20 protein-coding genes, 1 tRNA gene and 2 pseudogenes are annotated in these 19,589 nt (G+C 41.2%); 10 read left to right on the plus strand and 13 right to left on the minus strand.

The features are described from left to right. Positions 1-22 precede the first annotated feature (22 nt). Positions 23-1,333 (plus strand): annotated as a pseudogene (locus tag V7O67_RS01850) (transposase); the annotation flags it as partial. A 7-nt stretch (positions 1,334-1,340) separates the two neighbouring features. Here V7O67_RS01850 and V7O67_RS01855 read toward each other — a convergent pair. After that, positions 1,341-2,023, minus strand: a protein-coding gene (locus tag V7O67_RS01855) for an IS1 family transposase (protein ID WP_406669886.1) whose coding sequence is annotated in 2 segments (ribosomal slippage) — positions 1,341-1,663 and positions 1,663-2,023 — 684 coding nt in all. Because the reading frame shifts where the segments join, the coding sequence is not laid out codon by codon here. Positions 2,024-2,315: 292 nt separating this feature from the next. Here V7O67_RS01855 and V7O67_RS01860 point away from each other — a divergent pair. Next, positions 2,316-2,450, plus strand: coding sequence for a hypothetical protein (locus tag V7O67_RS01860; RefSeq protein WP_406670666.1), 135 nt, complete (start codon positions 2,316-2,318; stop codon positions 2,448-2,450). Positions 2,451-2,926: 476 nt separating this feature from the next. Then, positions 2,927-3,091 (plus strand): hypothetical protein, encoded by a 165-nt coding sequence (locus V7O67_RS01865; protein WP_342303727.1) that lies wholly within the window; start codon positions 2,927-2,929, stop codon positions 3,089-3,091. A gap of 271 nt (positions 3,092-3,362) precedes the next feature. Here the strand turns inward: V7O67_RS01865 and V7O67_RS01870 are convergent, their stop codons facing one another. Further along, on the minus strand, positions 3,363-5,024 hold the full coding sequence (locus V7O67_RS01870; RefSeq protein ID WP_342303726.1) for a SulP family inorganic anion transporter: 1,662 nt from the start codon (positions 5,022-5,024) through the stop codon (positions 3,363-3,365). A gap of 276 nt (positions 5,025-5,300) precedes the next feature. Between V7O67_RS01870 and V7O67_RS01875 the strand changes: the two genes are divergently transcribed. After that, positions 5,301-6,008, plus strand: a complete 708-nt coding sequence (locus tag V7O67_RS01875; protein WP_406670668.1) for a DNA alkylation repair protein — start codon at positions 5,301-5,303, stop codon at positions 6,006-6,008. Beyond that, on the plus strand, positions 6,005-6,178 hold the full coding sequence (locus V7O67_RS01880; protein ID WP_406670669.1) for a hypothetical protein: 174 nt from the start codon (positions 6,005-6,007) through the stop codon (positions 6,176-6,178). Before V7O67_RS01875 ends, V7O67_RS01880 begins: the two co-directional genes overlap by 4 nt. A 118-nt stretch (positions 6,179-6,296) precedes the next feature. Here V7O67_RS01880 and V7O67_RS01885 read toward each other — a convergent pair whose 3' ends face one another. Next, on the minus strand, positions 6,297-6,869 hold the full coding sequence (locus V7O67_RS01885; protein WP_406670670.1) for an acetate uptake transporter: 573 nt from the start codon (positions 6,867-6,869) through the stop codon (positions 6,297-6,299). A 162-nt stretch (positions 6,870-7,031) separates the two neighbouring features. On the opposite strand from V7O67_RS01885, the gene V7O67_RS01890 reads away from it, so the two are divergent. After that, positions 7,032-7,403 carry a type I restriction endonuclease subunit R, EcoR124 family gene (locus tag V7O67_RS01890; protein WP_342306437.1) on the plus strand — a complete coding sequence of 124 codons (372 nt, stop codon included), beginning with the start codon at positions 7,032-7,034 and terminating at the stop codon, positions 7,401-7,403. Positions 7,404-7,571: 168 nt separating this feature from the next. Next, on the plus strand, positions 7,572-9,044 hold the full coding sequence (locus V7O67_RS01895; protein WP_342303723.1) for an ATP-binding protein: 1,473 nt from the start codon (positions 7,572-7,574) through the stop codon (positions 9,042-9,044). Positions 9,045-9,061: 17 nt separating this feature from the next. Here V7O67_RS01895 and nth read toward each other — a convergent pair whose 3' ends face one another. The 6 genes and pseudogenes from nth to dusB form a co-directional block, all read right to left on the minus strand. Next, positions 9,062-9,715, minus strand: coding sequence for an endonuclease III (gene nth / locus V7O67_RS01900; RefSeq protein WP_406670671.1), 654 nt, complete (start codon positions 9,713-9,715; stop codon positions 9,062-9,064). A gap of 139 nt (positions 9,716-9,854) precedes the next feature. Beyond that, on the minus strand, positions 9,855-10,730 hold the full coding sequence (gene porB, locus V7O67_RS01905; RefSeq protein WP_406656023.1) for a pyruvate synthase subunit PorB: 876 nt from the start codon (positions 10,728-10,730) through the stop codon (positions 9,855-9,857). Then, on the minus strand, positions 10,727-11,941 hold the full coding sequence (gene porA / locus V7O67_RS01910) for a pyruvate synthase subunit PorA (protein ID WP_406656025.1): 1,215 nt from the start codon (positions 11,939-11,941) through the stop codon (positions 10,727-10,729). Before porA ends, porB begins: the two co-directional genes overlap by 4 nt. Continuing rightward, positions 11,942-12,202 carry a pyruvate synthase subunit PorD gene (porD, locus tag V7O67_RS01915; RefSeq protein ID WP_406656026.1) on the minus strand — a complete coding sequence of 87 codons (261 nt, stop codon included), beginning with the start codon at positions 12,200-12,202 and terminating at the stop codon, positions 11,942-11,944. Continuing rightward, the gene (locus V7O67_RS01920; protein ID WP_406656027.1) at positions 12,199-12,744 is read right to left on the minus strand and encodes a pyruvate ferredoxin oxidoreductase subunit gamma; all 546 of its coding nucleotides are present in this window, start codon (positions 12,742-12,744) and stop codon (positions 12,199-12,201) included. Before V7O67_RS01920 ends, porD begins: the two co-directional genes overlap by 4 nt. 278 nt (positions 12,745-13,022) lie before the next feature. After that, positions 13,023-13,978 (minus strand): annotated as a pseudogene (gene dusB, locus V7O67_RS01925) (tRNA dihydrouridine synthase DusB). Positions 13,979-14,154: 176 nt separating this feature from the next. On the opposite strand from dusB, the gene V7O67_RS01930 reads away from it, so the two are divergent. The 3 genes from V7O67_RS01930 to V7O67_RS01940 are packed head-to-tail and all read left to right on the plus strand — an operon-like array spanning position 14,155 to position 15,926. Next, positions 14,155-14,691 (plus strand): AAA family ATPase, encoded by a 537-nt coding sequence (locus tag V7O67_RS01930; protein ID WP_406670672.1) that lies wholly within the window; start codon positions 14,155-14,157, stop codon positions 14,689-14,691. A gap of 5 nt (positions 14,692-14,696) precedes the next feature. Then, positions 14,697-15,140, plus strand: a complete 444-nt coding sequence (locus tag V7O67_RS01935) for an RNA-binding domain-containing protein (protein ID WP_406670673.1) — start codon at positions 14,697-14,699, stop codon at positions 15,138-15,140. Positions 15,141-15,152: 12 nt separating this feature from the next. After that, positions 15,153-15,926, plus strand: coding sequence for a sugar phosphate isomerase/epimerase family protein (locus tag V7O67_RS01940; RefSeq protein ID WP_406670674.1), 774 nt, complete (start codon positions 15,153-15,155; stop codon positions 15,924-15,926). Between the two features lie 24 nt (positions 15,927-15,950). On the opposite strand, the gene V7O67_RS01945 is transcribed toward V7O67_RS01940, so the two are convergent. The 4 genes from V7O67_RS01945 to V7O67_RS01960 all read right to left on the minus strand — a co-directional run bounded on the left by V7O67_RS01945 (position 15,951) and on the right by V7O67_RS01960 (position 19,458). Then, the gene (locus V7O67_RS01945; RefSeq protein WP_406656033.1) at positions 15,951-16,121 is read right to left on the minus strand and encodes a ribbon-helix-helix domain-containing protein; all 171 of its coding nucleotides are present in this window, start codon (positions 16,119-16,121) and stop codon (positions 15,951-15,953) included. 76 nt (positions 16,122-16,197) lie between these two features. Further along, positions 16,198-16,271 (minus strand) — tRNA-Lys (locus tag V7O67_RS01950). 75 nt (positions 16,272-16,346) lie between these two features. Next, the gene (locus tag V7O67_RS01955) at positions 16,347-18,185 is read right to left on the minus strand and encodes an ATP-binding protein (RefSeq protein ID WP_406670675.1); all 1,839 of its coding nucleotides are present in this window, start codon (positions 18,183-18,185) and stop codon (positions 16,347-16,349) included. Next, positions 18,175-19,458: a DNA double-strand break repair nuclease NurA gene (locus V7O67_RS01960; protein WP_406670676.1), complete on the minus strand. Its 1,284-nt coding sequence runs from the start codon at positions 19,456-19,458 to the stop codon at positions 18,175-18,177. The genes V7O67_RS01955 and V7O67_RS01960 overlap by 11 nt, the downstream gene beginning before the upstream one ends. Positions 19,459-19,589: the final 131 nt, after the last annotated feature.

The raw sequence follows: 19,589 nt of genomic DNA on the forward strand, positions 1-19,589 counted from the left end.
ATTTTGTTGTATTCGACCAAAAATGCAAACAAAACTAAGAACATACGAGATTATTCCTAACGAGAATATATGCTTTCCCATCGGAACCATTCTGGCAGTAAACCAACTTTACGAACTCCTTGACTTTTCCACTGTTTTTGGCAAACACAAAAAACATGGTATTGACATCAACGAGCTATTGAAAGCTCTTGTGAGCTATAAGCTCACAGATAATTTTAGCATCAAAAAAGCACATACATGGATTAACCGTAATGAAGTCCTTGATATCTTTAATCTTAAGGAATTTAGTGAAAGAACTCTGTACAGGGTTCTTGAAACCCTGGGAAATAATCGTGAAACGATTATTTCAGATATTCAGGATCGACTGTTTGCGAGGTATGATTTTGAACATACCAATATCAACATGGATTGGACAAGTGTTGTATTGTATGGCGATAAAGCTCCACTTGGTAAATATGGATATAGTCGTGATCATAGGCCAGATAAGAAGCAAATAACCATAGGTATCAGCGAACTCGCTGATCCCATCAACCTTCCTATTGGAATCACTGTAGAGAAAGGGAATTTGAATGATCATACTCATTTTAAGAGGACATATCATCAGGTAAATAAGAGACTTAGAAAAGGTTCTCTTGTTGTGTTTGATAAAGGTGCAAACAGTATAGAGAATATTGCCTTGGTCAGAGCAGATGAGATGCAGTACATAACTGCAAAAAAGCTTAATAAAAGCGATGATAAGATCATCGCAGATTTTGCTGGATATTATCCTGAGATAGTTGATCAGGAGAATGGAATCTATGGAATTAAGATTACTAAACCCAGTAGTGTAAACTATATTTACTTCTCAGAGAAGCTTCAAAAAGAACAACTGGAATCAAAGGGAAGAAAAGTTCTAAGACAAATTCATGAGGCGAGAGAATTACAGGAGATTATTGACAAGAATAAAAAGATTCCAAAACGTTTCAGGATCAATAATGTACTGATTGATGTAAGTTATTCATTTCAGACGAAACTTATCGAACTCAGTGAAAATGAAGCGATTAAACTTCTTGAAGATAAGCTCATCACTGGAAGAGAAGGATTTTTCTGCCTAAAATCAAGCAAGAATTTGACATTAAAACAAGCTATTCTAACATATCGAAAAAAAGATTCAATTGAGAAGATATTTCATTCCCTGAAGAACGAGATTGAGATCAAACCTTTGAGAGTGTGGACGGATGATAGCATTTATGGTGCTATAATCATTGGATTCATTGCACAGTTGTTCATATCGGTGATGCGATATGAATTTACAGAACTGAAACATATGTCAACAAAATTCATTAAAAAATCCGGCATTGTTAATTAAACATAGCTAGTTCTTTATTCCTATATTTCATCAAGAGCAAAACGGAGATTTTTAGCATTTCAAGACTTTTAGTATAACACTTTGACTTTCTCCTTAGTCTTGCCAGGAAATGCCTAAATATGCTGTTGTATCCTTCAACAGTATATGTTTCTGCTTTTGATCGAGTATGGATGTTTCTGGGGACTAACTTGGCATATGCCCTCCAATAATCCGTCATTACTTCCCCAACCTCTTTTGTCTTTAACTTTTTCCAGAGTTTTTGTCCTGTTTTTGTTCCTCTGCTGCCAAAAGAGCAATCGATGAATTTCTTCCCATATCTATCAACAGCAATCCATATCCAGCAGTAGTTTTTTTATTCCCAATATAAGTATGCATCTCGTCCAATTCCACAACAGAAATCTCATTTTCACTTTTTAGATCCTCTAATTCACTACCAAATTTTCGAATCCATTTTTGAACAGAAACATGACTAACGCCCAAAAAACGTCCAATTGAACGAAATCCCAACCCCTCCAGATAGAGTTGTAAAGCCTGTCGCTTAACAGATACGGGGCTAGCGGTGGATTTTATATCTACTGAATAGTTGTATCCACAATCATGGCATTTGTAGCGTTGTCGACCATCAATCCTACCGTTCTTCTTATGACTGGAACTCTTACACTTTGGACAATTCATATATAAAAAGAGGCCATCATATTATATAACGATGTTTAATTACCAAAGCCAAAAATCCATTTCGAATTTGACAGTTACTGTGGATTCATGGCAGAGAAAATCAAAAAAGTACATTTACTCAAATTTTGATGCGATAAATACTCTGTTTTTGGAGCGTAAATGGGGAATTTCATGATATTTTAAGTGAATTTATTAAAACTGTCAAATAGGTTTTCTGGACAAAAAAACTAAAAATATGGGCTGAAATAGAAGAGATTCTCTTTCGAAAAGATACGAAACTGTCAAACTTGGGTTGAAAGAGAACGTTCAGGAATATTCGTACATTACCCTGATGTCAGCAAAAGGAAGAGAGAACTTTTACGAAAAATTCGGCTTTTTCAAAAGGCCTACGGATGAGCATGGTTATGGGATGATGGTTGAACTTTAAAATAAGGCTTTTAAGGAATCTGGCAGTGTAAGATATATTGGGCAAGTATGTTATCTTCTTGAATTATTTTTCTATTTTATTCAGCTTAATTTAATCTACTTACAGTTCCTCTTGGTTCCTGTAATTTGAAAAGGTTCCCGAAAAATATAAATACTATTTGTGAAGTTTGCTTTTATGACACGCTTCTTTTAAGCCAAGAATAAAGTCAAAGTTCACGACTATACATTTTGATACGGATGAAAAAAATAATTAAGTGTTTTTGTAGTCAACACAAAAACACATTCAATAGCATTTCTATTTATATTTTAGTATCTTGTGACTGATTCTTTCCACAATATTTAAATATGATAATTCGGAATGTGTTCTCCAAAAAATATAAATATGGTTAATGGGTTTTACCATCTTACTGTCCCTTCTTAAAAACAGTAATAAAATCATAATTATCTCTAACTCTCATAAATTAATGAGGTGTAAAAATGGAAATGGAAGATCTTGTTCTCTGTACTCTTGCTATTGGTGTTCTGGTAAGTTTTTTCATCTATGCGATGACGAATTCCCTTCACTCTAGTCTGCCATTGGTCGAAACTCTGGCAATTGGTGGTCTGTGGGCCTACCTTTTCAATAATCCGAATATTTTATAAAATGTGAGTATTATTTCAACTCACATGATGCAAATTAATAATTGTAACTATTCAGCCTACCACAATTAGCCTATTGATACTGATTTAATCAAAACGGAGATGTTTGCTCACTAACAACCTAAGAATCAAAAAAGCAATCAATGACAACAATCAAAATTAATGATCCTAATAAAATGTAGGTCTCAACTTTTTGTCAAGATTGCTATTGATAGTGTTTTTATCAGGCTGAATAGTTACTAATAATTTAGTATTGAACCTTTTTCTCTAATAATCATTTTTTTCCACTCTCATTCTCTTGCTTCAAATAAGCCAGTGCTTCCTGGGTGCTATCACAAACGTGCACATGCTGCTTTTCCATGAGCTCTGTTAGCTCTCTGTCGCTTTTCATTCTCTTCATGACTTCGGGCTGTATTGAAGTTAGGTAGACCTTCTGGTGGAGTTTTTTGCTTGATTTGATGAAACTCTTAAGTCGTTCGATGCCTGTTGTGTCTATGAAGGGAACATAACGCATACGCATAATTATGTGAGGTTTGCTAATGGTTATGTGTTCGTTTAGTTTGCCCTCGAAAACGTTCATGGCTCCAAAGAAGAAGGGGCCGTTGATGGTGTAGACCGAGACGTTCTTTTCAAGGTAGGAGTCGGCAAAAATGGTGGCGTTGATGCCTTTTGTCTTATCGTAGTTCTCAATTGTATGAATGTCTATTACATTTGTCAGTCTGATGAAGAGCAGGATAATTGAAAGGAACATACCCATTTGTACGGCAAACACAAGGTCAGTGAGCACTGTGAGCAGGAAAGTGACAAGCAGGACAGCGCTGTCCATCTTGCTGATATGCATTGTGGTTTTGAGTTCTGTTAGATTGATCATCCTCACGGAGACGAGAATGAGCACACCTGCGAGGTATGCTTTGGGGATGAAAGCAGCAATCGGACCCAGGAAGAGTAATATGATCAGCAGTATAATGGCATGGAAGATACCTGACATCTGCGTCTTTGCACCTTCCCTGATGTTCACGGCACTTCTTGCAATGGCTGCTGTACAGGGAATTCCTGAGAAGAAGGGCAGAATCATGTTCGCAATTCCATGACCAATGAGTTCCTTGTTGCTGTTGTGTTTTGTGTTGGTCATACCATCACAGACCACGGCACAGAGTAGTGATTCAATAGTTCCCAGAAGTGCGATTGTAAGGGCAGCTGGCAAGATTGCCATGAGTAGTCCAAGGTTGAAGTTTAACATCTGTATCTGTGGAAGCCCGGCAGGGATGCTGCCAACGATGGGGATGTCTATCTTGTAGAAAAAGACCAGCATTACCGATAGTATTAGTGCGATAATGGAAGCTGGAAGGCTGTTGATGTATCTGATTCTTGCCAGCATTCCCGGCAGATATAACAGAAGCAGAATGGTGGCAAAACATACCGTTATGGCAGTTGTGTCAAGAAGACTCAGATTGGAGATGATGGTGTATAGCGTTTCCCATACGTGTTCCTTTGCAGGAATTATCATTCCAAGAGCATTTGGTATCTGGCCGATAAGAATGATAGCACCGATACCGCTCGTGAATCCTGATATGACGGGGAGGGGGATGTATTTAACAACCTTACCAAGTTTCAGGACCCCGAACAGTATCTGAAATGCACCGGCAAAGAAGCCTGCAAGAAGTAGTCCTTCAAGCCCGAAGCCGTGCAGTGTTGAAAGAATGATGACAGTCATTGCCCCGGTGGGTCCGGAAATAGAGTATTTCGATCCCCCTGTTGCTGATACTAACATACCCGCAATGATAGCTGTGTACAGCCCCATCTGAGGCTCTACACCTGAAGCAATGGCAAAAGCAATAGCCAGCGGCAGCGCCACAATGGCCGTGATAAATCCAGCCTTTAAGTCGCTCGTAAACGATTCTCTGAAATATTGTGTAACTTTGTTTTCCGTTTTCATATAGAAGCCAGCTGACCCGAGTCAAGAATTGTTCTAATGAATGCGTAGAACAGTGCTTAGATATATAAAACAAATTGATAATGAAAAAAAGTTATAAATGTTATGAGAAGTTATGAGAAAGCTCATTTTATTCATTTTTCGAACATGAAATTAAAGAAATAAAGGTCAAGAAGGACTTTTTTGGGAAGTTTGTGTTCTTTAAGAGGCCTAAGGATGACTATGTTCCGGAATCTTTCATCCATCATAATTATCTCTCAATCCTCCCAATAAAATCATATGAACCCCATCATCTCCCAAATTAGAAAAGACCTGGAACAAAACGCCGATGAAAAAACAAAGATCAGTTCCGCCCGTTTTTTCAAAGAGGAAACGAAATCTTACGGCGTGAAAACAGCCATAGTTACGAAAATGTCAAAACAGTACTTCAAAAGCATATCCTCCGAAAGTAAGGAAGACATTTTTGCGCTTTGTGAGGAACTCTTGAGTTCAGATTACAACGAGGAAGCCTTCATTGCGCTCAAATGGGCTGACTATCTTAATCCTCACTACGAGCCCAAGGATTTTGCAGTTTTTGAGAGATGGATCGGGGAGTACATAAACAATTGGGCAAAATGTGACACCCTTTGTAATCATGCAGTGGGGACTTTTATCGACATGTATCCCGAGTATATCGAATCACTCAAAACCTGGACGGCTTCTGATAACCGCTGGTACAGGCGGGCTGCTGCCGTTACACTGATATTGCCCGCCCGACGGGGAGATTATCTGGATGATGTACTGGAGATCGCCGACCTCCTGCTGACGGACGAAGATGATCTTGTCAGGAAAGGGTACGGCTGGATGCTCAAGGAAGCAAGCAGGGAACATCAGCAGGAGATTTTCGACTACGTCATGCAAAATAAGAAGGTAATGCCCTGTACTGCACTGAGGTATGCTATCGAGAAAATGCCGAAGGATTTGAGGACTAAAGCTATGGAAAAATGATTTCTGAGCTGTTTAGTGAAGTTGCTATGCGTGTTTCTTCCAGTGACTCTGTTTCTAATTATTCTAATCCTTCACTGATTGTTGAGCCGGTTGTTACCGGGCAGAATGCTATTATATTCTTGCACATTCATCCACCCTTCTTATCCATCCATATTTCAGGAACTCAGTAGAAGGGTACAAAAACTTTGGCTGGCATTATTATTCTGATCAATAATCAGAATATTCGTGGTAATACCAGCTATTCAATTACAGAAACTACTTTTAAATAAAGTAGATGCAAACAACTTCTCATGCACCTAGTGGCAAAATTGTTTTACCATATTTTTCATTTAATACTTCAGCCAGAGCCAAATAGATTGCACTAAGACCACAAAGGATTCCTTCATAGCCAGCGAGCTGCTTTAACATTTCACTTCCTGTAAAATCGGATATTGCCAGCAACACGAATAACAATGCTAATGTTCCGAAAACGATTTGCAATGCCCGGTTAGCTTTGAAAGTTCCTATGAACATTCCAAAGGTGAACAGTCCCCACATAAACAGATATGCTGACATTTCGATTGCACTTGGAGCGTCTCCCAAGCCAAATTCTGGTGCGATCAGTATGAAGACCAAAGTGAGCCAGAATACACCGTATGAAGTGAACGCTGTTGTCCCGAAGGTATTGCCTTTTTTCCATTCCATAATCCCTGCTATAATTTGAGCAAAACCTCCATAAAACAAACCCATAGCTAAGATCATTGATCCCAGTCCAAAAAATCCTGCATTATGTAAATTAAGCAGTACCGTAGTCATCCCAAAACCCATCAATCCCAATGGAGCTGGGTTTGCTGTTATATCCTTGATCAAAGTTTCATCCATGCTAATACCCCCTAATATTCACTCCTAAAAAAATGACATTGTAGTCTATGGGAGAGTAGGATATAAATATTATCGATTGTTGGTGCTTATTTCAAGAGGATATCTAATTAGCTCCAGAAACTCACAGCTTCAGATCTATAGTTGCAAATATTTTAAAAGGAAATATCCAGAGTACTAAATTCTAAATCAACTCTTAGAAGCAAAAAAGAATTGATAGAGAAATTCATACAAGAAAATCTCCCTGATATCCACACTAGTGATAGTGTTTCAGAGGAATTTGAGCAATTCTGGAATAATGAACAGGAAAAAGCTTTTGAGCAACTGGTAAAAGATGAAGTTCTATCAGAAGAGCGAACCCAAAAACTCATAGAAAACTACCTCTACGCTGAACAAGAACCAATATTAGATGAGATATTGGAATTAATAGAAGGTGCACAACCATCTGTTCTGAAGCGCAAAAAGATAGGTGCTAGAATATTGACAAGAATAAAGGATTTTGTTGATACTTTCATCGATGGTATGGATACAAATTGATTTATATTTATCGTAAAATTCCCATCATAAATTTTAACTTTACTTGTTTGGATATAAAGTGCTAGTCAAGCTCGTGACCATGTGTATATAAATAGCTAGTCAAACGTTTGACCAGTTATTTATATGTAATTAAGTATGCTTATATAGTAAAAACATATATTTATATATATGGACTTTTTGGAGGTATCCCGGCAGAATCCCTGGTGGAAAAATGCGTCTGAAATATTTAATGATGAAAAAATAAAGCAATTAGATGCATCTGATATCCAGTGGAAACCACGCCTGAAATATTATCTTAAATTTGACCGTGATAAAGTCTATACTCTCCGTGGTCCAAGACAGGTAGGCAAAACAACATTATGCAAGACATTGATACAGGATTTACTGACAGAGAATGATCCAAAAAGTATTTTTTATTACAGTTGTGATCTGGTATCCAATGAAAAAGAATTATTTGATGTAATTCATCAATATATGGACTGGTCATCAGCTTTTGACCTTGATCGGAAATATCTCTTCCTTGATGAAATTTCCTCTGTGAAAAACTGGGAAAAAGGTTTGAAACACCTGATAGATACAGCTGTTTTAAAAAATACTTCTATTATGCTAACAGGCTCTCACTCCATAGACATAAAAAAGAGCATTGAAAGGCTTCCAGGAAGAAGAGGTGAAGCTAATGAGACCATTGACAAAATTCTTTTACCAATGAAATTTGCCGAATTTGCTGAAAGTGTAAGCCCTGAAATAAAGGCTCTATTTGAAGAACATGGTCTTTTCCATAATTCTAAAAGGCAGGAAATAATTCATGGATTATTTGAGGGAGAGATCGATCCTATTCTCAATATTTTGCAACTTTATCAGGATGATATAAACACTCTATTTGATCAGTATCTCATGACCGGAGGTATTCCAAGACCGGTAAATGAGTTTTTTTCTAATGGAACTATCAACAATAGTACCTATGAATTATATGTGCGCTCTCTTATGGGTGATCTTGCAAGATGGCAAATTCCGGAAATTGCTGTGAAGCAAATTCTAAGTTCTTTATTTAAAAAGCTCACTACAAATGTTAGCTGGCAGAGCTTAGTTAATGAGACTGATATTTCCTCGCATAATACGATATCAAAATATGTGCAAAGTCTTGAAAGTTCATTCGTATTAAATATATTATATGCTCTTGACCTTAACAAGAAGGTTCCAAGTTTTAGAAAAGAAAAAAAGATATATCCGCAAGATCCGTTTATTTTTCATTCTCTAAGATCATGGACTTCTGCTTCAGTGAATTACTTTGAATCCAGTCTTGAATATCTCTCTAGTCCGGAAAATAAAAGCAAACTAGTTGAATCTGTTGTCCAAAGCCATTTTGTAAGGTTCATGTACAATACATTTCCAAGTGATATTTTTTCTCCCGAAGAACATCTTTTCTACTGGAGAGGCAAAGGTGGAAAAGAAGTTGATTATGTATTAAAGTCAAAAGACAATGAATTATTGTCTGTTGAATTAAAATATCAAAATAAACTTCAAAAAAGTGATTATAAAGCCTTATCCTCATTTTCAAAGGGTATAATGCTTTCCAAAAATAACTTTGAGCCTGGCAATTATCTTACAATTCCCGTTTCTCTCTTCCTATTATTAATATGATAATTGCTAGCTTAATATCAGACTTCACTGGAAGGACACAACTCATTAACTACACATATCCCGCATTTGGGTTTTCGTGCAATGCAGACATTGCGTCCGTGCAGTATCAATGTCATAGAAAGGTTTTCAAGTTCCTGTTTTTTTGCAATTGCCATGAGGTCTTTTTCGATCTTTACAGGGTCATGGTGCTGGGTGAATCCAAGCCTTTGTGAGAGGCGGGTTACATGCGTGTCAACTGCAATACCCTCGATGATGCCAAAACCTCTTGCAAGAACTATGTTGGCTGTCTTCCTGCCCACACCCGGGAGTTTCAGCAGGTCTTCCATAGTGTTGGGGACTTTTCCATCATAATCTTCCAGAATGATCCGGGCGCTGCGGATGATATGCTTTGCCTTCTGGTGGTAAAAGCCTGTTGTGTAAATGTCTTTTCCGAGCTCTTCAAGGTCAGCACTGGCGTAATCCTCCACACTGCGGTATTTCTTGAACAGCACTTTTGTAACCAGATTGACCTGCCTGTCCGTGCACTGGGCCGAGAGAATCGTGGCCACCATCAGCTCCAGGGGATTACTGAAATGAAGCATAGGAGCAGCATTGGGATACTCATTCTGCAGTAGTTTGAAAATCTGGTTAAAATTTTTACTGTTATCAGGTGATCGAGATTGCGTGGTCATGAGGATAGATAGGTATTTGTTACTTCTTATGTTTATTCAATACCCCATCATTTCGACTCGAACTAAAAATAATAACTATTAATATAAAAAATATAGGCAAATGTAACTACTAAAAAGAAAAGAATAAAAGTTACGGGTTTTAGAGCCCGAATTCTTCAATGTTCTTATTTGCAAGTGCCTGGATCTTTACGATCTCTTCATCGCCGCCTTCCTTAGTGAAAAGGTGCTTGAAACGGCGCTGCATCTTGAGATATTCTTCAACAGGCTTCTTGTTCTTGCCGATCTTCCTGACCTTGGTGACTTCGCCGTTCTCTACCTCATAAAGTGGCCAGAGACCGGTCTGTACAGCCAGCCTTGCTACCTCCACAGTCTTGGATGTATCGAATCCCCATCCTGTAGTACATGGTGCGTGGCAGTGGACATAAGTCGGACCTTCAATTTCCGTTGCCTTTTTCACCTTGTTGATCATGTCTCTTGGGTATGCAAGGGATGTTGTAGCAACGTATGGTGAACCGTGTGCAATCATAATCGCAGGCATGTTCTTCTTTGGTCTTGGGTTTCCGAAAGACTCCTTACCTGCAGGACTTGTAGTGGTTGATGCATAGAATGGTGTTGCACCACTTCTCTGCACACCGGTGTTCATGTAAGCCTCATTGTCAATACAGACGTAAGTGATGTCATGGCCTCTCTCAAAGACACCTGAAACAGAACGCATGCCTATATCAAGAGTTGCACCGTCTCCTCCCATAACAATGACCTTTGTATCTCCCTTCTTTCCAAGGGCCTTAAGGGCTGCCTCAATACCTGATCCTACAGCAGCGGCATTCTCGAAAAGTGAGTGAATCCATGGTACATTCCATGCAGTCTCAGGGAACGGAGTTGTCATAACTTCAAGACATCCGGTAGGATTGACAACTATACAGTCCTCTCCGGCGCCCATAAGTGTGAACTTTGCAGCCATTGCATCACAGCAACCTGCACAACCTCTGTGTCCCGAGGCAAACAATGTTTTCATAATAGTTCCTCCTTCACATCGGTAAACTGGCTTTCGATCTTGATACCTGTCTTCATGACTTCCTTTGCCTCATCGATTATCTTCTCGATCGTGTCCACCTTAATGTCACGTCCACCGTGGCCGATCATGTAACCGACTGTAGGTACGCGGATATCGGTGTTGTAGAGTGCGGATTTGGTTTCGGTAAAGAGAGCTCCTTCGTTAAGTCCCAGTGAGATGTTCTTGTCGAGGACAACAACGACCTTTGCATCCTTTACAACGTTCTTGATAGCTTCTGCAGGGAATGGTCTGAATGCCCTGACCTTCAAAAGTCCTACCTTCACATTCCTGTCCCTGAGTTTATCAATGACGTCCTTAATGGTTCCAACAATGGATCCCATTGCCATGATGATGATTTCTGCATCATCTGTCTGGTACTCATCGATAAGTCCTCCAAAGTGTCTTCCGTATACATCGTAGAACTCATCTGCAACATCCTCTATTTTCTTAAGAGCTTTTTGCATTGACTGCTCCTGGATATACCTGAACTCTGTGTAATAGTTAGGATCTGCAAATGCACCGAAGGTCAATGGGTGCTTTGGATCAAGCACATGCTCGGGTTCATAGGTTGGCAGGAAATCATCCGTCAGGTCCTGCTCAAGCAGTACGACAGGTTCGTAAACGTGTGAGAGGATAAAACCGTCCATACATGTCATTGAAGGCATAAGTATGTCCTTGTCCTCGGAAATCTTGTAGGCCTGTGCTGTCATGTCCGAGACTTCCTGTATGTTCTCGGCGTAGAGCTGTATCCAGCCGGTATCTCTCTGGGAGATTGCATCCTGCTGATCGTTCCATATGCTGATAGGTGCACTGACAGCCCTGTTTGCGATTGTCATCACAACAGGCAGTCTCATACCTGAGATGTTGAACAGTACCTCGTGCATGAGTTCAAGACCCTGTGAGGTTGTGGCTGAGTAGCACCTTGCTCCGGCAGCAGATGATCCGACCAGTGCTGAAAGTGCTGAAAACTCAGATTCTACGTTGATGTATTCACAGTTTGGTATCTCACCGTCTGCCATGAATTGTGAGAGGTCCTCGACAATATGTGTCTGGGGTGTGATAGGGTAAGCAGATATAACATTTGGCCTGGACACCTTTACAGAATGTGCAACTGCATATGAACCCTCAACAACGACCATCTTACTCTTGTCTATTTGCATTTCATGTGCCATTTATTTCTCCTCCAGCACCATGGTAATTGCGTCCTTCGGACATTCATTTGCACAGATTCCGCATCCTTTGCAGAAATCGTAATCGAACTCAAAGAATCCGTCTTCTCTTGGGAGTACGGACATGTCCGGACACAGGAGTTCGCATAACTTGCATTTGATGCATTTGTCGTAATCGTAAACAGGCTTGAAGGTTCTCCATCCGCCGGTCTTGTTGACCCTGGTGGTACCTCCCTCACAGACGCCTCCCGGTAGGATCTTCATTTGTTAGCCTCCATCATCTTGTATGCTTCCATGATAGCTTCTGCATTCCTTTCTCCAACCTTGCCCGGGAATCTTTCCTTGACTGCTTCCATGATGGACTCAGGTCTGATCTCACCTGTGGCTCCTGCGAAAGCACCGAGCAGTACGGTGTTTACGATTGGCCTTCCGATGATGTCGAGTGCAATCTTAGTAGCATTGACAGTCATGATCCTGGCCTTTGTATCGAGGTTGAATTTTTCAGGATCGAAATCACTATTCACAATAAGGATTCCATCATCCTGCAGGCCGCTGGCAACATCAACAACCTCAAGTAATGTAGGATCCTGGACTATTACATAGTCCGGTTTGTAGATCTGGCTTCTAAGTCTTATCGGAGCGTCGCTTATTCTGGTGAAAGCCTGGACTGGTGCCCCCCTTCTTTCCACTCCAAAAGCGGGGAAAGCCTGGCTGAACTTGCTGTCAGCAAAAGCAGCAACAGCCAAGAGTTCGGCAGCAGTTACCGAACCCTGACCGCCTCTGCCGTGTATTCTTATTTCTTTCATCTAAAATTCTCCATAAACCATGTGAGATAACAATAGATATAACAATTTATTCAGATATTCGACCAAACGTTTTTAGTTGGGTAACATTGCACATGTCTAGTGTCGAACAATGATACTTAAAAAGTATCAGGATTTCGTCATCTGTCGTAAAATGCAATGTTTAATTGTGTAGAATCGGTTAATTAGTATTTAGTCTTTCGGTGATTTACGCCGTTAATTTGCTGAATTTTTATAAAATATTATAAAATTAAAAAAGAAAAAGAATTATAAAAACAATGTCAATTGGCATCCTTGCACATTCTGTCCAAACTTAGAAGTATCTCATCAATGTTCTTTGCCACATCAATATTCTTTCTTACATGCCTGCCATTCTTCATCCCGCGGGTGAACCATTGTGCTTGCGCCTTTACGTGAACCGTATGCATCAGTTCATGTTCCTCAAGAAGACTAAAATACTCCCGAATATCGGCAACTCTCTGGCTGCACTGCTTGTACTCAAGCAGTTCTCCTGTTTCAAGATAGTGCGATATCCGTTTAAAAAGAAATGGATTCCCCATTGCAGCTCTTCCTATCATTATCCCGTCACAGCCGGTATATTCCAGGATACGCTCTGCGGAGGACTCATCAACGACATCCCCGTTAGCAATGACAGGAATGGAAAGTTCCTGTTTATTTTCCGCACATAGTCATGATTGGCTTTTCCTGAATACTGTTGTTGCCTTGTCCTGCCATGCACCGTTATCGCAGAGGCTCCGGCACTTTCTATCAGATGGGCTATTTCCAGAGTATTTTCCATATCCTGCAAAATTCGTATTTTGGCAGTAACAGGAGTGGACAGATTTTCTGATAGTTCTTTTACGATATCATGAATAAGCTCAGGTGAGCTGAGAAGGGCGGATCCACAGCCATCCTTTGTCAGGGTTTTTGCAGGGCATCCAAAATTAATGTCAATGATTTCAGGCTTGTATATCTCTTCAATTCTAAGAGCCGCTTTTATCATTGTTTCAGGCGAATTGCCGAATACCTGTATCCCAAAGGGTCTCTCGTCTCTGGAACTTTTGCCACGATTGAAAGTCTTAGCATTTTCATAGATGACGGCATCAGAGCTTATCATCTCTGAATAGGTCATGGAAGCTCCGTATTTCCTGCACATCAGGCGAAAAGGCAGGTTTGTGACATTGGACATTGGAGCCAGAAGAATGTTTCCCGGAATCTTAAGATCTGCAATCTTCATGTTAATCGTTTTATTGGTGGTATTGAAAGTTCAATGCCACCTGATTTTTGTAATCTTATAAATATGAAAGTGTGATTTGAAGTATTCTATCGAAGGGGATACTAATATATAAGTAGAATGTATGGAAAAAGAGCTATAATAACAGTGTTCTTTTACAAATTTCGACAGGTTAATCAATGACCAGAATACTAGCTTTTGTAGGTATGCCGGCCTCGGGTAAATCAGAGGCTTCTGCGGTCCTGCACCGCAAGGGGATTGCAGTTATAAACATGGGTGATGTCATCAGGGAAGAAGTTGTCCGCAGGGGACTGGAGCCCACTGATGCCAATACCGGCGGCGTCGGTACAGATCTTCGTGAAAAGGAAGGCAGGGATGCCGTTGCAAAGAGATGTATCCCTAAGATCAGGGAAGCAAACGAAGACTTCATCGGTATCGATGGTGTGCGTAGCGTTCCTGAGGTCGAGCTCTTTAAAGAGGCATTTGGAGATGACTTCACCCTCGTATCCATTGATTCTCCCCTTGAGGTCCGCTTTGCAAGAGTGATGGCCCGTGGAAGAAGCGACGATATGCAGGACATCGATGCCCTTAAGGTCAGGGATGAGAGGGAGCTTGGCTGGGGGATGGGTGAAGCTATGAAAGTGGCGGATATCGTTATCACCAATAATTCAACCCTTGAAGAGTTTACGGAAAAGATAACAGCACTTCTGGAATAGATGCAATGATAAAGGTTACAGTTTCTGCGAATGTGAACCCCACGGAGAGCAAGGACAAAGTACACTCTGCACTGATACAGATATTTCCTGACACAGATTTCGAATATGAAGAACTGCCGGAGCATAGTGGGAAATTCTCAGCTGAAGGTGACGTTTATACTCTCGAACATCTCCACTATCTAATCAGGGAAGAGGAGATCATCGATACATCCCGCACCCGGTTAAATGTAGGTTTGTCGGAGGATGGTCTGTCCACTTCATTTATCATCAGCAAGCAGGTAGCAACTGTCGGTCGCCTGAACTACCCTGCAAAGGAAGAGCCTCTTGGTTCTATAAATATAGAGGTAGTCGCAGATTCCGAAAAAGAGATGGAAAGATTCTTCGACTGGCTGACCCCTCCCACAGAAAACGGAATTCCAGACTTTGAAATCAACATTGATAGCGTTTAAGGAGCTTTGTTTATGAGGATCAGGAACCTGAGTTTTTCATCACGCGCAGTTTTAGATGACCCGTTTTTGTGGGCGTACGAACTTGAGGATATTGGATACAAGGGATGGGAGATCGTACAGGAAGGTTCCCAATGCCTGACAGATGAGAATCTCCCACAGGTCAGGGAGATCAAGGAGACAACAAATCTTAAACTGAGTATGCACCTGCCGTTCTCTGATATGAACCTTGCAAGCCTCAATCCGGGAATACACAACGAGGTCCTGCGGCAAATGGAGCATTACCTCCAGATGGCTTCGGGTCTTGTAGAGGTTGCGGTACTGCATCCGGGTTATCTTTCTCCATACGGTGCAAAGCTTCCTGAGAAGGCATGGGACACGTGTATAGAGTCCATTCAGATATTGTGTGACCACTCAGCTGATATGGGCATTACAATAGCTGTTGAGAATATGCCAAATTTCCCTAAAATATTTGGTCGCTATCCAGGTGAGATGCTGGACATACTAAAACAGGTGGACAGGGATAACGTAGGCATGACCCTGGATGTAGGACATGCAAACACAATGGGCCTGGTGAATGAATTTGTGGAAAAGTGCAAAAGCAAGCTCTCACACATGCATATCCACGACAACTATGGTGCACATGACGAGCATCTTCCCCTTGGACAGGGCAATATCAACTGGAAAAAACTTATGGAGAGTCTTTCAGGCTACAAAGGCTTCATGGTTACGGAGATGGGTGATCTAGAGGAAGGTAGGCAGTGTGTTGAGTTTTTGAAAAGCCTGTGATTAAGTAAAAAATGTATTTTTGTTTTATTCTTCAAGCCTGCCATGCCTGCGGTCTATGCTGTCCATCTGGTCCAGCATTTTGCGGATGGCAGTTCTTATAGCATCTGCCTGCGTAACGAATTTCTTGTTATCCCCTACGTGTTCGTTAAGATCATTGAGGAGTTCCTGTGGAATGTCAACACTCACTTTTGGCATGGTTTCACCTTTTAAAAACAAAGATAGATTAATCTAATGAGATTTAACCTTTTATAGAAAAAGTGATTGTAAGATGCGAGCCGGAAGGGATTTGAACCCCTGGCCTACGGATTAAGAGTCCGTCGCTCTTCCTGGCTAAGCTACCGGCCCGCGCTGAGTGAGCGAGACTCCCATACGTAATTGCTTCATATATAGGTTTCGGTTAAAGGTGTTTGAGGGGTGAACTCAAACATGCTTCACAACACATTTTGACAGCCCGACAATCTCCACCATGTCACTGTTATCAGGACTCTGGATTATCATCTGACCTTTCTTTAGGTATGGAATGCGCTTTTCGAACTCTTTTTTCACTTTCATGGTACTTATGGCTGCATCGTTGCTGAGGTTGAGAATGATGCGTGTGTTGATTTGCTTGAAGACTGTCTCATCGATATCCTGAGGGTCCTGGGTAATAAGGAAAAGTCCAAGACCTTCTTTTCTGCCTTGGCGTGCAGCATCTGCAAACTTGGAAATGAGCATCCTTGAGTGCTCTCCACCTGCTTTTGCAAGGTAGCGGTGTGCTTCATCAAGACCCAGGATGATGGGTGTTTCCTTCACCGCAGTTTCTCCCGAGGTGTTGAGCTTGTTGTCCACAATCATGCTCATCAAAGTGAGGGTTATCAGGTCGCGTATTCGGGAACTGGTAATGTACTCGGTTGGGAAGACGCTGACCTGTCCAGGCTTGAATATCTGGCCCAGAATCTCGGTGATAGGTCTTGCAGGCTGGTCAAATACTCTTGAAAGAGCACGATTCTTTACCCTGCGTACGATACCATCGTAGGATGACTCGTGTATCTTTCCACTCTCTACGTAGTGATCCCTTGCGGCATCATCACCCACGAAGTCAATAAAGCCGCTATATGTATGCTGTCCTCCTCTCTTGAAATAGTCATCAAGCAGCAGGTCCACACCCACGTACTGCAGTTCGGTCATGCCCACGGGTGCTATAAGCCAGGAATTGTTGCGTACCATCTCAAAGGGTATGGTAAACTCGATTTGTTCGGCCCTTGACCTTCCTTTATAGGCTTCCCCGTCAATTTTTGCAACAAAGGTTTTTGTATTCTTACAGGCTCCGTAGTTAACTTTCTCGGCCCTGAATGTGAAATCATCGTCAGACGTAAGCTCGGGATTGTTCTCGAACAGTTGCGAATATTCATCCTGGGGGTCCATCACCACAAGGCAGGGATTCTTCTTCTCCGGGGAACCTCGCAGGTTATACCTGTTCTCCTCGTTCATGAACTGGCGGAGGATATTCTTTGTAAGGAAAGTCTTTCCGGTACCTGTACTTCCACATACCAGCATGTGCCTGAAAATCAGGGGATCGCCCATGGAGTAGTCGTTTCTAAGGTAATACGGAACCGTAGGGGGTACTGCATGTGTCTTCACAAGTTCTCCCCCGACACTTAAGTGTCCAAGGAAGATGCCTTCTTTGGGTATGTTGAGACCGGTCTGTATCTTCATCTTCTCAGTGACCGGCAGTATTGGTGTGTTAGGACGTGGAATCCTGTCTCCCATTCTCCTGGCAAGGAAGCTTCCATTTGCTGTCTTTTGTTCGTAGAGTATACAAATGGGGTCCAGGTATGCAAGGAATTTGTAGTCCACTTCATCCGTGTGATTGAACTGTAGCATCCTGCGTGAGTGGATCTCTGTAGCATCGTCAACTGCATATTCCTGCAGATATTGCAGTTTCCATATCCTGGCAAAAAGGTCCTCATCTCCGTAGGGTACAAGGACATAGGTTCCCAGGCGTATGTCCCCACGACTTGATGTTGTAATGTATCCGGTGATTCTTGCACCGGATTCTGTAATCTCCAGTGGGTCGATACCTGTTGTGATTATACCAAAGGCTCCATCTGAAACACCGTTCTGTCCTTTTTTGAGGGCTGCTGTCTCAGGTTCGAAATCCTCAAATAATTCATCTGTTCCATCTCCGCTGCCAGAAATCTCAGTTTTGAGTTCCTCATTATTCTTGTCAGCCTCATCGTTCCTGTCTTTTGCAAAAGCCAGTATGTCCTCATCTCTCATCCATTTCACCCCATCTGATGTCGTTATAATTGGTGTCGATCCTTGAATTTTTGAACCTGTCAATTATCTGGCGCCGCTCAGACAACTGTATCTTTGCCACTGAATCAGCCTTTGACAGGGTTTTCGGTATGCCATTGAGTGCTATGTCATAGAGCACTTTTCTTGTTATCAGTTTTCTCATATCTTCGTTTTTTACAAGGCCATAAGGCGACTCTATCTTGAAAATAGTATTCAGTTTCGGGACGTATGCCATAAAGAAACAGAGGGCATAATCTTCCGCCTCAAATATCCCGTTGGCCAGTTCTGCAACCAGTGGAGAGGTGGTATTGATCATTTTTTCATAGAACTGGTTTGGCTGCAAAAACCAGTTGGTATACGTTATGTACTTTCTAGCATCTTTACTTTTGATCCCTGCCTTCTCAGGAGAGAGAGCATTCTTGAAGAACTGGGCATCCAGCATCCAGGGCAGATCAAGGTCACTTTCCTTCTTTTTCAGGATCTGCATTATCTGCATATCCTCGGGGTTCTTAACAAAACCCACAAGAGGTTTCTGTGTGCCGATATGATGGTCCATGATATCAATGTAGTTCTGAATTATTTTAGTGCTGCTTTCATCGAGGCGTATGTTCACATCCCCGGAATCAATAACCATCCAGTACATGACTCTTTTTGGATAGATAGGACCATCCATTATGAAAAAATCCTCATTTTCAATACTGTCAAGCATCCAGAGTATATGTTCGGATTCACAAAGATAAAGAGCTACATCGTGCAGTATATCCGTGACCTTCTTATTCAGCAAACCGGGTTGAATACGGATTATCTTTTTCCGTCCCATATTATTGTCAAATGATTCCCAGTCGTTGCTGGTATTCAGGTATATTTTTTTACTTGCTGTGTAAGCTGCTGCCACTATAGTTCGTTTGCTGTGGATGTCAAGGTCAGTAGGGGTGCTTGCCATTGCACAGTGGCAAAGATCAACATAAAGGCCGTTATCAAATGTTTTTGCAGTGGTACTCCCGCTGTCACACGAGTATGTTTTTGGGTAAGGATCTTCAACTTGTAGCATCCTTTCAATACTTGCTTTTCCACGCCTGACCGGTCCTATGGATCTTAGAACTATCTTTCCGTTATATTCAAGTTTTCTGAGCCGCTCAAGGATATTTTTTACATTTTCAGAGTCATCACATTCATTCTCATCTTTTTTGAAACAGTTGTCAATGCGGTCAACTATCTCATGTATCTCTTTTATGTGAATAGGCTCAAGGGTCATGGGGTAGAATAGTATCTGAATGATAATATTATTTTGGATTGGATTCTGTTTATTTTGAACCCTTCCATTTGTAAAAATCAATCTGATTTTGCCTTTCAAATCATATCCAAAAACAAATGTGTGCTGGAAGA

This window comes from Methanolobus sp. ZRKC4 (assembly GCF_045291305.1).
Classification (GTDB): Archaea; Halobacteriota; Methanosarcinia; order Methanosarcinales; family Methanosarcinaceae; genus Methanolobus.

What these genes read in the sequence shown, in the direction of transcription:
- nth (WP_406670671.1), bottom strand. Translation starts at nt 9,715, where the DNA reads ATGACCACGCAATCTCGATCACCTGATAACAGTAAAAATTTTAACCAG.
- V7O67_RS01870 (WP_342303726.1), bottom strand. Translation starts at nt 5,024, where the DNA reads ATGAAAACGGAAAACAAAGTTACACAATATTTCAGAGAATCGTTTACG.
- V7O67_RS01865 (WP_342303727.1), top strand. Translation starts at nt 2,927, where the DNA reads ATGGAAATGGAAGATCTTGTTCTCTGTACTCTTGCTATTGGTGTTCTG.
- V7O67_RS01875 (WP_406670668.1), top strand. Translation starts at nt 5,301, where the DNA reads ATGAACCCCATCATCTCCCAAATTAGAAAAGACCTGGAACAAAACGCC.
- porB (WP_406656023.1), bottom strand. Translation starts at nt 10,730, where the DNA reads ATGAAAACATTGTTTGCCTCGGGACACAGAGGTTGTGCAGGTTGCTGT.
- V7O67_RS01880 (WP_406670669.1), top strand. Translation starts at nt 6,005, where the DNA reads ATGATTTCTGAGCTGTTTAGTGAAGTTGCTATGCGTGTTTCTTCCAGT.
- V7O67_RS01945 (WP_406656033.1), bottom strand. Translation starts at nt 16,121, where the DNA reads ATGCCAAAAGTGAGTGTTGACATTCCACAGGAACTCCTCAATGATCTT.
- V7O67_RS01920 (WP_406656027.1), bottom strand. Translation starts at nt 12,744, where the DNA reads ATGAAAGAAATAAGAATACACGGCAGAGGCGGTCAGGGTTCGGTAACT.
- V7O67_RS01885 (WP_406670670.1), bottom strand. Translation starts at nt 6,869, where the DNA reads ATGGATGAAACTTTGATCAAGGATATAACAGCAAACCCAGCTCCATTG.
- V7O67_RS01930 (WP_406670672.1), top strand. Translation starts at nt 14,155, where the DNA reads ATGACCAGAATACTAGCTTTTGTAGGTATGCCGGCCTCGGGTAAATCA.
- V7O67_RS01940 (WP_406670674.1), top strand. Translation starts at nt 15,153, where the DNA reads ATGAGGATCAGGAACCTGAGTTTTTCATCACGCGCAGTTTTAGATGAC.
- V7O67_RS01960 (WP_406670676.1), bottom strand. Translation starts at nt 19,458, where the DNA reads ATGACCCTTGAGCCTATTCACATAAAAGAGATACATGAGATAGTTGAC.
- V7O67_RS01935 (WP_406670673.1), top strand. Translation starts at nt 14,697, where the DNA reads ATGATAAAGGTTACAGTTTCTGCGAATGTGAACCCCACGGAGAGCAAG.
- porA (WP_406656025.1), bottom strand. Translation starts at nt 11,941, where the DNA reads ATGGCACATGAAATGCAAATAGACAAGAGTAAGATGGTCGTTGTTGAG.
- V7O67_RS01895 (WP_342303723.1), top strand. Translation starts at nt 7,572, where the DNA reads ATGGACTTTTTGGAGGTATCCCGGCAGAATCCCTGGTGGAAAAATGCG.
- V7O67_RS01955 (WP_406670675.1), bottom strand. Translation starts at nt 18,185, where the DNA reads ATGAGAGATGAGGACATACTGGCTTTTGCAAAAGACAGGAACGATGAG.
- porD (WP_406656026.1), bottom strand. Translation starts at nt 12,202, where the DNA reads ATGAAGATCCTACCGGGAGGCGTCTGTGAGGGAGGTACCACCAGGGTC.